Genomic DNA, 13,420 nt, shown 5'->3' with positions numbered 1-13,420 from the left:
TTGACCAGCCGAGATTTAGTTGCATCTTTTTCAACATTTTATACACTACGAAAACCATCGCGAAAGCGAGTTTTGATAGGAAATTTAAGAGTATGAGCACTATCGAAGAACGCGTTAAGAAAATCATCGTTGAACAACTGGGTGTTAAAGAAGACGAAGTGAAGAACAGTGCTTCTTTCGTTGAAGATCTTGGCGCGGATTCTCTGGACACCGTTGAGCTGGTAATGGCTCTGGAAGAAGAATTTGATACTGAGATTCCAGACGAAGAAGCAGAGAAAATCACTACTGTTCAGGCAGCTATTGATTTTATCAACGCTAACCAGCAGTAAGCGAACATGCTTTAAGTTTAGATAGTTAGGCGGTCACTCGACCGCCTAAGTTTTTTTTGTCCTAAGTGTTATTTTCCCTCCTTGGAGGACAACCGTGTCTAAGCGTCGAGTTGTTGTGACTGGACTGGGCATGTTGTCTCCTGTCGGTAATACAGTAGAATCCACATGGAACGCTGTTCTTGCCGGGCAGAGTGGCATCAGCCTGATCGACCATTTCGATACTAGTGCCTATGCAACGAAATTTGCTGGCTTAGTAAAAGATTTTAATTGTGAAGAGTTCATTTCGCGTAAAGATGCACGCAAAATGGATGCATTCATACAGTACGGCATTGTTGCTGGCATGCAAGCCATGCAAGACTCAGGGCTTGAAATAACCGAAGCCAATGCTCCTCGTATCGGTGCCGCTATTGGTTCTGGTATTGGTGGGTTGGGTCTGATTGAAGAGAACCACACTGCGCTGGTGAATGGTGGGCCACGTAAAATTAGCCCGTTCTTCGTGCCATCAACCATTGTTAACATGATTGCCGGCCATCTGACCATTATGTGTGGTATGCGTGGGCCGAGCATTTCTATCGCGACTGCCTGTACTTCTGGTGTGCATAACATCGGTCAAGCGGCACGTATCATTGCTTACAATGATGCGGATGTCATGCTGGCAGGTGGCGCTGAAAAAGCCAGTACTCCACTGGGTGTCGGTGGTTTTGGTGCCGCTCGTGCATTGTCTACTCGTAACGATAATCCGCAAGCCGCAAGCCGCCCGTGGGATAAAGACCGTGATGGTTTCGTTCTGGGTGACGGCGCAGGCATGATGGTGCTGGAAGAGTACGAGCACGCGAAGAAACGTGGTGCAAAAATCTATGCTGAAGTTGTTGGGTTTGGGATGAGCAGCGATGCCTATCACATGACCTCTCCACCGGAAGACGGTTCAGGAGCAGCGCTGGCAATGGTGAATGCATTACGTGATGCGGGTGTGACCGCATCTCAAATCGGCTATATCAATGCCCATGGCACATCGACTCCTGCTGGCGACAAAGCCGAAACGCAGGCAGTTAAGTCTGTATTTGGTGAAGATGCCCGCAAAGTGATGGTCAGTTCCACCAAATCCATGACTGGGCACTTGTTAGGTGCAGCCGGTGCGGTTGAGTCTATCTTCACTGTGCTGGCGTTGCGTGATCAAGCTATTCCGCCAACCATTAATCTGGATAACCCGGATGAAGGTTGTGATTTGGATTTTGTTCCGCATGAAGCCCGTCAGGTAAAAGATATGGAGTACACCTTGTGTAACTCCTTCGGCTTCGGTGGCACTAACGGTTCTTTAGTTTTCCGCAAGGTCTAACTTCTGCTGTTAAGCTTCTGCTGCTAAAAAGGCCCGGTTTTCCGGGTCTTTTATTAGGTTAACCCCGCATCACTTAATGGCTCAACGTGAGTGCTGTCACCGCTAACGTCGCGCCACAGTGCCAAGTAAGAAAGAGATAACATCCCGCCATAATCACTGTCTTAATAAGAGATAAATCTGAAAACAGCCATTGACTAAATCTGCTACTGTCGCCATGTACAATTTTTATTTATGTACAGTATATATTTACTGGCAAGGTATATTTAGCAACTGAATGTATGGCAAACAATACCCCTCCCATTTAAAGAGAGTCTGAATGTTCTGGATTAATGGTATAGAGCAAAATTTGATTTCAGCGTCAGACCGCTCAGTGCAGTTTGGTGATGGCTGCTTTACGACGGCAAGGGTATCTCATGGTCGGGTAGTGTGGCTTGATAAACATATACTGCGCCTGCAACAGGCAACCGAACGCTTGTTGATGCCGACAGTAAACTGGAATGCCTTGACTAAGGAAATGGTCGAGGCGGCAAACCATACTGAAGATGGGGTACTGAAAGTGATTATTAGCCGGGGTAGCGGTGGGCGCGGCTACAGCGGTACTGCTTGTCAGCACCCTACGCGCATTATTTCGCTTAGTGATTATCCGGCGCATTATCATAGTTGGCGTGAGCGGGGTATTTCATTGGCATTAAGCCCGGTGACATTAGCTCGCAGCCCATTGCTGGCGGGTGTTAAGCACCTGAATCGCCTTGAACAAGTGTTGATTCGTGCGCATCTTGAGCAGACAGAGGCTGATGAGGCACTGGTGCTTGACACTGCGGGCCTGCTGGTGGAATGCTGTGCGGCTAATTTATTCTGGCGTAAAGGTGGCGCAATATTTACCCCGGACTTAAGCCAGTCGGGTGTTGATGGCATCATGCGCCAGATGATTATTACCTGTCTGGCCGGGCATGGGCAGCAGGTAGCGATTGTGGCGCAGCCACTGGAGGCACTGGCTGATGCGGATGAAATTATCGTGTGCAACGCGCTGATGCCGCTACTGTCTGTGAACCGCGCCGATAAATGGCTTTATCACTCGCGTCAGTTGTTTGATTTCCTGAATCAGTATTGTTGCGATGCATAACTGATGGTCTCAGCAGCATGTTGGTTTTAATGTATAGCGTAGATGACTACCTTTAATTTGAAGATGGCCACCCGATGAAAATAAAAAGCACCCGAGTTGTAATCCTTTTTGCCGCTATCTGTTTGGGATTAGTGCTGTTGGGTTATCAGAAAATACAACACTTTGCGGACCAGCCGCTGGCTATCCAGCAAGAAACCATCTTTAAACTCCCCGCCGGTACGGGGCGGGTCGCATTGGAGAATTTACTGCAACGTGACCACGTGATTAAAAACACCCGTTTGTTCCCCTGGCTGTTACGTATAGAGCCTGAGTTGGCAAAATTTAAGGCGGGGACTTACCGTTTTACCCCTGGCATGACGGTGCGCGGCATGCTGGAATTACTCGCCAGTGGTAAAGAAGCACAATTTACCGTGCGCTTTATTGAGGGCAAGCGGCTACGTGACTGGCTGGATGAGTTGCAGCAGTCGAAATACGTAAAACATGTTTTGGCCGGCAAAAGTGATAGTGAGATTGCGGTGTTACTGGGGTTAAAAGACAGTGATCACCCTGAGGGTTGGCTCTATCCTGATACCTACTCCTATACCGCCGGGACGACTGATCTGGCCTTACTCAAACGTGCCCATGCGAAGATGGAAAAGACGGTTGATGAAATTTGGCAAGGGCGAGAGGAATCTTTACCCTATAAGACACCGGGTGAGCTGGTCACCATGGCATCTATCATCGAAAAAGAAACCGCAGTAAATGAAGAACGCACTAAAGTCGCATCGGTGTTTATTAACCGTCTGCGGATTGGTATGCGCCTGCAAACTGACCCTACAGTCATTTATGGTATGGGTGACAAGTATAATGGCAACATTAGTCGTAAAGACTTAGATACACCAACACCTTATAATACCTATGTGATTTCTGGTTTGCCGCCCACCCCAATAGCCATGCCGGGGCTGGCATCACTGACGGCTGCCGCGCATCCGGCCAAAACCGCCTATCTCTACTTTGTGGCAGATGGTAAGGGCGGGCATACATTTACCACCAATTTAGCCAGTCATAACCAAGCGGTACGGGTCTATCGTCAATCGCTTAAGGATAAAAATGAACAGTAAATTTATCGTTATTGAAGGGCTGGAAGGGGCAGGGAAAACCACCGCCAGAGACACCGTGGTTGCCACGCTGCGCGCCCAAGGGATTAACGATATTGTTTTTACCCGAGAGCCGGGTGGGACACCATTGGCAGAAAAACTGCGTGATTTGATTAAACAAGGTATTGATGGTGAAGTCCTGACAGATAAAGCCGAAGTGCTGATGCTGTATGCCGCGCGAGTACAATTAGTTGAGAATGTAATTAAACCGGCGCTGGCTCGAGGCAGTTGGGTGGTGGGTGATCGCCATGATCTCTCATCTCAGGCGTATCAGGGAGGAGGGCGTGGCATTGATAGCCAACTGATGACGTCACTGCGTGATACCGTATTGGGTGAATTCCGCCCTGATCTAACGCTGTATCTTGATCTGCCGCCTGTGGTCGGTTTAGCACGCGCTCGTGCCCGTGGCGAGTTGGATCGTATTGAACAAGAGTCGCTGGCCTTTTTTGAACGCACGCGGGCACGCTATCTCGAACTGGCCGCCGCTGATAGCAGCATAAAAACCATCGATGCCTCCCAATCTCTTGAGCAAGTGAGCACATCAATCAGCCGGGTACTGACTCAATGGCTGGCCAGCCGGGAAACCGCATAATGAAATGGTATCCGTGGCTTACGGCCCCTTATCGCCAGTTGATAGGGCAGCATACTGCCGGGCGCGGGCACCACGCGTTATTACTCCACTCCTTGCCCGGTAATGGCGAAGAGGCGTTGATTTATGGCCTCAGTCGCTGGCTAATGTGCCAGCAGCGGCAAGGTGAGAAAAGTTGTGGTGAATGCCATAGCTGCCGTTTAATGCTGGCGGGTAACCACCCGGACTGGTATGTACTGGCACCGGAAAAAGGTAAAAGCAGTATTGGGGTCGAATTGGTGCGTCAGCAGATAGATAAGCTCTATTCCCATGCACAACAAGGTGGGGCTAAGGTGGTGTGGTTGCCACACGCCGAACTGTTGACCGATGCGGCGGCAAATGCCTTATTGAAAACCTTGGAAGAGCCACCGGAGAAAACCTATTTCCTGCTGGACTGCCATCAACCCGCCAGTTTGTTAGCTACGCTGCGTAGCCGCTGTTTTTACTGGTATTTAGCCTGCCCAGATACCGCACTCAGTTTGCAATGGCTGCAACGCCAGACTCAAGCAGAACCGGTGACGGCGCTGGCCGCGCTTAAATTGAGTGAGGGCGCACCCTTGGCAGCCGAGCGGTTGTTGCAACCGGAGCGCTGGACTCTACGAACTGCGCTGTGTAGCGCGCTCAGTAGTGCATTGAACAGTTCGGATCTACTGTCATTGTTAGTGCAGTTGAACCATGATGATGCAGCTGAACGCCTCCAATGGCTCTCTTCGCTGCTGCTGGATGCTTTGAAATGGCAACAAGGTGCTGGTGAGTTTGCTGTTAATCAGGATCAATTGTCGCTGGTACAACAGTTGGCACGCGTAGCCACCACACTGGTGTTGCTTCAGTCAACGCAACAACTGGCAAAATGCCGTCATCAATTACTATCTGTCGTCGGTGTCAACCGTGAATTGTTACTCACTGAGTTGTTACTTAACTGGGAAACCGCGTTATCCACCGGCACCTATTCCACCTCACCTTGATTGTACACTCAACGTAATTGGCGTTGCAGCGGCTGGCCGAAGGATGGGCCGAGTAACGAATATAGCGAGCGCCCCTGCGGCTTCAATTATGAAAAGTATGGAAGAGTTTAATATTATGTTGTTAGTAGATTCACACTGCCATCTTGATAGCCTTGATTACCAGACGTTGCACAGCAGCGTCGATGATGTATTAGCCAAAGCAAGTGCGCGAGATGTCGGTTTCGTCCTGGCGGTAGCCACTACGTTACCGGGCTTTTCTGCCATGACATCCCTTATTGGCGAACGCCCAAATGTGGCATTTTCATGTGGTGTCCATCCGCTGAATCTCGATGGTGGCTATGATTTCCAGCAACTCAGAAGCCTGGCTGCGGCAGATAATGTGGTGGCGATGGGCGAGACCGGGCTGGATTATTTTTATCAGCAAGATAATATCCCGCTGCAACAAGCCTCTTTCCGTGAACATATTCGTATTGGTCGCGAATTAAACAAACCGGTGATTGTGCATACCCGCGATGCGCGTGAAGATACACTCGCAATTTTGCAGGAAGAGCAGGCGCAGGAGTGTGGTGGTGTTTTACATTGCTTTACAGAAGACAAAGCCACGGCAGCAACGCTATTAGACCTCGGTTTTTATATCTCATTTTCGGGGATTCTCACTTTTCGTAATGCGGAACAACTGCGTGATGTGGCCCGTTATGTTCCGCTGGATCGGATATTAGTAGAAACCGATTCACCTTATCTGGCCCCGGTTCCCCACCGTGGCAAAGAGAATCAACCAGCCTATGTCCGTGATGTTGCAGAGTATATGGCAGTGCTGAAAGGCGTGAGTCTTGAATCACTGGCGCAGGCGACGACTGACAACTTCTGCCGGTTATTTCATCTGGACCCTTCCCGGCTCGCCAGTGAAAATAGTTAGCCTCCTTCATAATACTTTTTTTTAAGCTCGTAATTAATCCCCGGAACGAGTAATGTTCTCACCCGATTTATTGGGTGAGGGCAGGTCTTGTTGACGTTTTTTTACAAAAAATGCGCGATTTGATGCAAATTAAGCGCTTTCTTGAAAGAAACGTGACTGCCATCAAACATTAAGCAGGCTATTTATTTTACTCTTCGTAAAAATTAAAAGGGTGCTTTAGACACCCTTATTCGCAAAGGCTTACTCCCCCCTTTGTAATGCCAATAAACGCGAGAAACAGCAGAAAAGCACTATTACTCAGGAGCACACTCAACTATGTTTAAGAACGCATTTGCAAACCTGCAAAAGGTAGGTAAATCGCTAATGCTACCGGTATCCGTCTTACCCATCGCAGGTATTCTGCTGGGTGTCGGTTCCGCGAATTTTAGCTGGCTACCAACAGTAGTCTCTCACGTAATGGCAGAAGCGGGCGGTTCCGTCTTTGCTAACATGGCATTAATCTTTGCTATTGGCGTTGCACTCGGCTTTACCAATAACGACGGTGTATCCGCGTTGGCGGCAGTTGTTGCTTACGGCATCATGGTGAAAACCATGGCTGTGGTAGCGCCTCTGGTCTTGCATCTGCCAGCAGAAGAAATTGCGGCCAAACATTTAGCCGATACTGGGGTACTGGGCGGGATTATTGCAGGTGCTATAGCCGCCTACATGTTCAACCGCTTCTACCGTATTCAGTTACCTGAATATCTCGGTTTCTTTGCGGGCAAACGCTTTGTTCCGATTATTTCTGGTTTCACCGCTATTTTCGTTGGTGTGATCCTGTCCTTCGTATGGCCACCTATCGGTACTGCGATCCAGACCTTCTCCCAATGGGCGGCTTACCAGAACTCAGTCGTTGCTTTTGGTATCTACGGCGTAGTTGAACGTGCGCTGGTACCATTCGGTCTGCACCATATCTGGAACGTACCATTCCAAATGCAAATTGGTGAATACACCAACGCAGCAGGTCAGGTGTTCCACGGTGACATTCCACGTTACATGGCGGGTGACCCAACTGCCGGTAAACTGTCTGGTGGCTTCCTGTTCAAAATGTACGGTCTGCCAGCCGCTGCGATTGCGATTTGGCATTCAGCCAAGCCGGAAAACCGCGCTAAAGTGGGCGGGATCATGATCTCCGCAGCACTGACCTCATTCCTGACGGGTATCACCGAACCAATTGAATTCTCCTTCATGTTCGTGGCACCAATTTTGTATGTTATCCATGCAATTTTGGCTGGTCTGGCGTTCCCAATCTGTATTCTGCTTGGAATGCGTGACGGTACCAGCTTCTCCCATGGTTTGATTGACTTCATTGTTCTCAGTGGTAACAGTAGCCGTATCTGGCTGTTCCCTCTGGTGGGTATTTGCTACGGTCTGGTGTACTACACCATCTTCCGTGTGCTGATTACCAAACTGGACCTGAAAACACCGGGTCGTGAAGAGACAACCACTGAGCAAACTGTCCAGGGCGGCACAGAAATGTCAGCGGCACTGGTAAATGCGTTTGGTGGTAAAGAGAACATCACTAACCTGGATGCTTGTATTACCCGTCTGCGTGTCAGCGTGGCGGATGTCTCCAAGGTTGACCAACCTGGTCTGAAGCGACTGGGTGCTGCGGGTGTAGTGGTGGCAGGGTCTGGTGTTCAGGCTATCTTCGGGACTAAATCAGATAACCTGAAAACAGATATGGACGAGTATATTCGTAACCATTAATTCAGGTTTGGGGAGTGCAAAGGGGAGGCGAAAGCCTCCCTTTTTTTGTTGGAAAAACGTTACTGTGGTTCTAACCATGTCGTCTGGAAATCAAACCAACCAAGGTTATTCAGATGTGCGCCCTGAGCCTGCGGTGGGGCTTTCAGGCGCATCCAGTGATGGAATAATGGCTGTAACCAGCCGTCAGCTATAACCTCTCTGACTAATTGCTCGGTACTGAGGGACTGGTTACGCCAGTTGTGCAGGTATGTCTGCAAACGCATCTCATCACCACCTACAATAGATTGGCGCAATAGCGGCATACCCAGTAACCATGCCCCGATATTCCACTCTTCTGGAACTGCAAAATTCACCGTCCCCAGCCACAAATCAACATCGGCATCGCCCTTGGCCCAGGTGGCGTAATCAAGCTCTGATACCACTAGCCTAATCCCCTGTGCCGCCAAAATATGCGACATTTCCGTAACCAGCATCGTATATTCTGGGTGTTGGGCATGATAGGCCAAGGTTAACACCGGGCTGTCATCAGCCATTGTCGTCGCGGCGAAAGGAGAACTTTTATCTCCTGAATGCATTGAGTGGAACCATGTCGGTAAAACACTGCTGGCGGGTACCCAGAACGGGCGAATTGGTTCAATCAACCGTTGGGTAACGTTATATGGATTGAGTACCTCTCGCAGCCAACGGCGTTGCTCTATGTGGTGCCAATGGGGTGAGCGGCTGTCACATAACAGAAAATATCCACCCCGTTCCAAAAACATCTCTTGGGTTGAATCTGAAGGTTTACCCGTCAGGCTGGCAGCGAATCCAGCGACATAATCAATATCACTGATACTGGAGCTTAGCCACGTTGCACTCTGAATATGATCAATACTCAGTTGCTCAGCGAGTACAGTTGGCGTTTGCGTATGCTGACGGGCCAGATCAGGGAAGATAAGGACTTCAACTTCATCCAGCAGGCCACGAAAACCAAAATAGTGGTCAAAGGATTTTATCTGCAAATGCCAATCATCATTTTCGGCGACCCGATAAGGGCCGGTGCCTACCGGATAAGACGCAAAATCGGGTCGTGAGGCGTGGTCGCTCGGCAAAATCAGTGCTGCGTGGTGAGTCAGCAATAGCGCAAGCTGCGGGTCGGGTTGATTCAGTTCGATAATGACACTCAGTGGCCCATATGCGCTGACGTATTGAATATGTGAAAATAGCGGCAAGTCAGTACAACGCATCAATGAGTTGACCACATCATGGCTGGAAAGCTCGCGACCATCATGAAACTGTACGCCAGGGCGTAAGTAAAAGCGCCAGTGTAATGGGTCCAACATGCGCCATTGATGGGCTAAATCGGTGGCAACTTGGCCGTTTTCCTCATTTATCCGCGTCAGGCCATTAAAGATCTGCCGAACTAAATGTAATTCAGATCGGCGCAGTGGGGTTCCAGGATAAAGGTTAGCCATGGCGCGGTAGTAGGGAATTCGCAAGGCTTGATAGTCATCACGTATCCGGTACCCCAACTTGGTTCGGAGCAACGGGGTAATAAGCTGCTTATCTTCTCCCAGTAGCGCAATGGCCTCGTTGAAATCGCCTGAATCCAATAACTGTTCCGCTTTTTCAATCAATAGTTGATGAGTGTTCCGCAATAGTTGTAAATGTGAACGGCGACCACGGCCAGCTTCAGACTGCCATATTAACCAGCCAGCCTGTTGCATTTTAACCAACAATGTCCGCATATGGCGCTTAGTGCAGCTAAGCTTGTCGGCTAATTCTTGCAGTGTAATCGTAACCTGTTGCACTCCAACCACGCCCAATAAGCGTAAATATTGTTGCTCAAGACGTCGACTGACCATAAAAGAGGATCTCTATTGAATGAATCTCAGCAGTTTTTAATATCACCTTTTTAGCCGATAATTTTTAGTACAGCAAGGGCTTATCGCCCACCGTCCTTCGGTATGAAAAGCTTGTACGGGCAGGGCGTAATGACTATTTAAGGTGAGAAGATGACCCGGTATTTGAATAAAGACACCCAAGTGTGTATTTCTCTGGCGGCCAGGCCCAGTAACTTTGGTACCCGTTTTCACAACTTTTTGTACGATGCCTTAGACCTCGATTATCTGTATAAGGCTTTTACCACCACTGATCTTGTTGCCGCCATCGGTGGTGTGCGGGCGCTGGGATTTCGTGGTTGTGCCATCTCAATGCCCTTTAAAGAGACGGTGATTCCGCTGGTGGATGAGATGGACCCATCAGCTAAAGCCATTAACTCAGTAAATACTCTGGTCAATACCGCAGGCTACCTTAAGGCGTACAACACCGACTATATCGCCATCGCCATGTTGCTTGCGACATATCAGGTGTCATCAAAGCAGGTTTTTGCTTTACGTGGCAGTGGTGGCATGGCAAAAGCAGTGGCTTTTGCATTAAAAAATGCAGGTTTTAAGCAGGGTTATATCATTGCGACAAATGAAGTGACAGGTAAGCAGTTAGCGGATCAATCAGGTTATATTTATCGCCCTGATATGCAGGATGTTCGGGCTAATGTGTTGATTAATGCTACGCCGGTGGGGATGTCGGGGGGGAAGGATGCCGATGCTCTGGCATTTACTCAGGGTGAAATAGATAGTGCGGATATCATTTTTGATGTGGTGGCACTGCCGGCAGTCACCCCACTTATCCGTTACGCCAAAGCACAGCAGAAAACCGTTATTACTGGCGCAGAAGTATTTGCTATTCAGGCGGTTGAGCAATTTGTGCTGTATACGGGGATTCGCCCAGAGCCCGCTTTGTTTGAAAAAGCGGCGGCTTATGCCAGAGGCTGATTATTGAGGTTGAAATCAATAGAATTTGTCGCTCATACTACGCATTCTCCGTTTTATAATGATAAAGGAAATGCGTAATGGCCGAAGAAACGATTTTCAGCAAAATTATCCGCCGTGAAATTCCTGCCGACGTGGTCTACCAGGATGAGCTGGTGACGGCGTTTCGTGATATTGCCCCACAGGCACCCACCCATATCTTAATCATTCCCAACATTCTTATTCCAACTGTGAATGATGTCACGGCAGAACATGAAGCCACACTGGGTCGTATGATTACCGTGGCGGCTAAACTTGCACAACAAGAAGGCATTGCCGAAGAGGGTTATCGCCTGATCATCAACTGCAACCAACATGCCGGGCAAGTGGTCTATCATATTCATATGCACCTGGTTGGTGGTCGCTATCTGGGTTCATTGTTGTCACATAAATAATGATGCTGCATCAATAGCGGCATAATGATTGAGTCTAAATGAGGTAAGCCTATGCGCCGTGTTAAGGCGTTTTTATTACCGGTGATGGTGTCGGCGTGTATCGCGACATTATTGGGGTGCAGCAACCCGAAAGGGATTGCAGTAAATAAACAGCAAACCGTGGTAATGGATTCGTCGGTTCTGACGGCAGGTATTTTGGCTTCTCAACCCACAGTATCACTCTCTTCTGGCAATAATGTTGCGCGTTCAGTTATCACGAATAGCCAGAATAAGCCGGTAAGAATCAACTACCGTTTTTATTGGTATGATACCCAGGGCTTAGATGTGCCGCCGCTGGAAGCGCCGCGTTTTATGATGATAGCACCAGGGGACGATGTCACTATTCAGTCAGTTAATAATAATTTTAATGCGCGCAGTGCACGCCTTCATTTATTTTTATAACCGATTGATTTTCACCATTGGAGTAGGGCAATGAAAAGGTATTTATTTGTGGTTTTAGCAGCGCTAGTGCTGACCGGTTGTCCGTCCCGGACGCCTGTTGCACCAACGACACCGCCCGTCACCATTGAACCGGTAACCCCCCCTGTCGTTGAGACACCTCCGCCGGTAGACACCGTGCCGCAGCCACCGAAAGTGCAATCTATCGATTGGGCTATCAGTGTCGAGCCGTTGGTGGCGAAAATGGTGAATAACAACGAAGTGGCGAATGGCAGCATTCTGCTATTGGATAGCGTTAAAAACAACACCAATGGTGCATTGCAAACGGCGAAAGCCACCGCCGCATTACATCAAGTGCTAGCGTCGAATAAAAAGTTTGTCTTGATCTCGCCGCAACAATTAGCCGTTGCTAAGCAAACGCTGGGGCTTTCGGAAGAAGATAGCCTGGGGTCGCGCAGCAAAGCGATTGGTTTGGCCCGCTATGTCGGCGCTCAATATGTGCTGTACAGCGATGTGAGTGGTGATGTGAAGTCGCCAACCATTGAAATGCAATTGATGCAGGCGCAATCAGGCGAAATCATTTGGTCAGGTAATGGCCCGGTTCAGCGCTGATCCCTCTCTGTATGCATTCATTGACAGCATAAATCCGGCGATGAAAATCGCCGATTATCACTTTAGTCCGGTCGCGGGGCTAACCGGTGAAAGCTGGCGTATTACAGCACCCAATATTGACTGGTTGGCACGTCAACAATCACTAGCCAAACGTCAGTTGGGGGTGAACCGGCGGCGGGAACGAAAACTGTTACGACACGTGGCCAATCAGCATTTCTCACCGGCCATTATTGCCGCCGATCAGTACTGGTTAGTGGTTAATTGGCTTGAAGGTGACGTTGTCACTAATGAGCAGTTTATTGAATTATCAGATAATGGGCAGTTGCCACAGTTATTGGCCCGTCTGCATCATCTGCCCATCAGCGGCAACCGTTTCGACTTGCGCCGTCAGTTAACCCGCTATGGGCAATTGATTGACTCAACGCGCCGCTCACCTGCCTGGTTGCGCCGCCAACATGACTTTCTGCGCCGCCCGCTACCGCAGCCTATTAAGTTGGCGCCGTTGCATATGGATGTCCATCCCGGCAATGTGTTAATGACCCCAACCGGGCTGAAACTGATTGATTGGGAATATGCTGCCGATGGGGATATCGCATTGGATATTGCGGCGCTGTTTCGCGGCAATAACTGGTTATTGCCACAACAACATGCCTTTTTACAGCACTACTGCGCGAGTGAGCAGGGATACCCTGACATCAAACGCTTATCACAGCAGATACAGCGCTGGTTACCGTGGATTGATTACCTGATGCTGATGTGGTTTGAGGTGCGCTGGCAGCAAACGGGTGATGAGACATTTTTACAATGGGCGTCGCCACTGCGCCAGCGGTTTAATTTATCGTTTTAATTCGTAGCGTTACCCAAAGAAATTGGCGTAGCAGCCAGGCAAATCGACCCCCTGTGGCGGCCCCGTCCGAGGGGTATTTTATTGAATGAAGTGAGGT

Annotated in this window: 14 protein-coding genes; 13 read left to right on the top strand and 1 reads right to left on the bottom strand. The window is 49.2% G+C overall.

Going from position 1 to position 13,420, the window contains the following annotated elements; genetic code table 11:
* The first annotated feature begins 92 nt into the window (after nt 1-92).
* From acpP to ptsG, 8 genes are all read left to right on the top strand, one after another.
* Complete coding sequence (gene acpP, locus Q2T72_RS13195) at nt 93-329, top strand: acyl carrier protein (protein WP_002220787.1); 237 nt, start codon at nt 93-95, stop codon at nt 327-329.
* Nucleotides 330-423: 94 nt separating this feature from the next.
* Nucleotides 424-1,665, top strand: a complete 1,242-nt coding sequence (gene fabF / locus Q2T72_RS13190) for a beta-ketoacyl-ACP synthase II (protein WP_372569288.1) — start codon at nt 424-426, stop codon at nt 1,663-1,665.
* A 316-nt stretch (nt 1,666-1,981) separates the two neighbouring features.
* Entirely contained in the window at nt 1,982-2,788 is an 807-nt protein-coding gene (gene pabC, locus Q2T72_RS13185) for an aminodeoxychorismate lyase (RefSeq protein ID WP_372569287.1), read from the top strand.
* Nucleotides 2,789-2,862: 74 nt separating this feature from the next.
* Nucleotides 2,863-3,888 (top strand): endolytic transglycosylase MltG, encoded by a 1,026-nt coding sequence (gene mltG / locus Q2T72_RS13180; RefSeq protein ID WP_083158525.1) that lies wholly within the window; start codon nt 2,863-2,865, stop codon nt 3,886-3,888.
* Nucleotides 3,878-4,516, top strand: coding sequence for a dTMP kinase (tmk, locus tag Q2T72_RS13175; protein ID WP_083158526.1), 639 nt, complete (start codon nt 3,878-3,880; stop codon nt 4,514-4,516). The genes mltG and tmk overlap by 11 nt, the downstream gene beginning before the upstream one ends.
* The gene (holB, locus tag Q2T72_RS13170; protein ID WP_083158527.1) at nt 4,516-5,517 is read left to right on the top strand and encodes a DNA polymerase III subunit delta'; all 1,002 of its coding nucleotides are present in this window, start codon (nt 4,516-4,518) and stop codon (nt 5,515-5,517) included. The genes tmk and holB overlap by 1 nt, the downstream gene beginning before the upstream one ends.
* A 115-nt stretch (nt 5,518-5,632) precedes the next feature.
* Nucleotides 5,633-6,433, top strand: a complete 801-nt coding sequence (locus tag Q2T72_RS13165) for a metal-dependent hydrolase (RefSeq protein WP_372569889.1) — start codon at nt 5,633-5,635, stop codon at nt 6,431-6,433.
* Between the two features lie 315 nt (nt 6,434-6,748).
* The gene (ptsG, locus tag Q2T72_RS13160) at nt 6,749-8,182 is read left to right on the top strand and encodes a PTS glucose transporter subunit IIBC (protein WP_083158528.1); all 1,434 of its coding nucleotides are present in this window, start codon (nt 6,749-6,751) and stop codon (nt 8,180-8,182) included.
* 59 nt (nt 8,183-8,241) lie between these two features.
* On the opposite strand, the gene Q2T72_RS13155 is transcribed toward ptsG, so the two are convergent.
* Nucleotides 8,242-10,026 (bottom strand): SgrR family transcriptional regulator, encoded by a 1,785-nt coding sequence (locus Q2T72_RS13155; protein WP_372569286.1) that lies wholly within the window; start codon nt 10,024-10,026, stop codon nt 8,242-8,244.
* 150 nt (nt 10,027-10,176) lie between these two features.
* Between Q2T72_RS13155 and Q2T72_RS13150 the strand changes: the two genes are divergently transcribed.
* From Q2T72_RS13150 to thiK, 5 genes are all read left to right on the top strand, one after another.
* Nucleotides 10,177-10,995 carry a shikimate 5-dehydrogenase gene (locus Q2T72_RS13150; RefSeq protein ID WP_083158530.1) on the top strand — a complete coding sequence of 273 codons (819 nt, stop codon included), beginning with the start codon at nt 10,177-10,179 and terminating at the stop codon, nt 10,993-10,995.
* 77 nt (nt 10,996-11,072) lie between these two features.
* Nucleotides 11,073-11,426: a purine nucleoside phosphoramidase gene (gene hinT / locus Q2T72_RS13145; RefSeq protein WP_083158531.1), complete on the top strand. Its 354-nt coding sequence runs from the start codon at nt 11,073-11,075 to the stop codon at nt 11,424-11,426.
* Between the two features lie 51 nt (nt 11,427-11,477).
* Nucleotides 11,478-11,867, top strand: coding sequence for a YcfL family protein (locus Q2T72_RS13140; RefSeq protein ID WP_083158532.1), 390 nt, complete (start codon nt 11,478-11,480; stop codon nt 11,865-11,867).
* Nucleotides 11,868-11,897: 30 nt separating this feature from the next.
* A complete protein-coding gene (gene lpoB / locus Q2T72_RS13135; RefSeq protein WP_083158533.1) occupies nt 11,898-12,476 on the top strand; it encodes a penicillin-binding protein activator LpoB in 579 nt (192 codons plus the stop codon).
* A 40-nt stretch (nt 12,477-12,516) separates the two neighbouring features.
* Nucleotides 12,517-13,323 (top strand): thiamine kinase, encoded by an 807-nt coding sequence (gene thiK / locus Q2T72_RS13130; protein WP_372569888.1) that lies wholly within the window; start codon nt 12,517-12,519, stop codon nt 13,321-13,323.
* Nucleotides 13,324-13,420: the final 97 nt, after the last annotated feature.

This window comes from Yersinia sp. 2466 StPb PI (assembly GCF_041538325.1).
Classification (GTDB): domain Bacteria; phylum Pseudomonadota; class Gammaproteobacteria; order Enterobacterales; family Enterobacteriaceae; genus Yersinia; species Yersinia enterocolitica_E.
The sequence above is the reverse complement of the archived record's forward strand: the minus strand, read 5'-3'. Positions and strand labels throughout refer to the sequence as shown.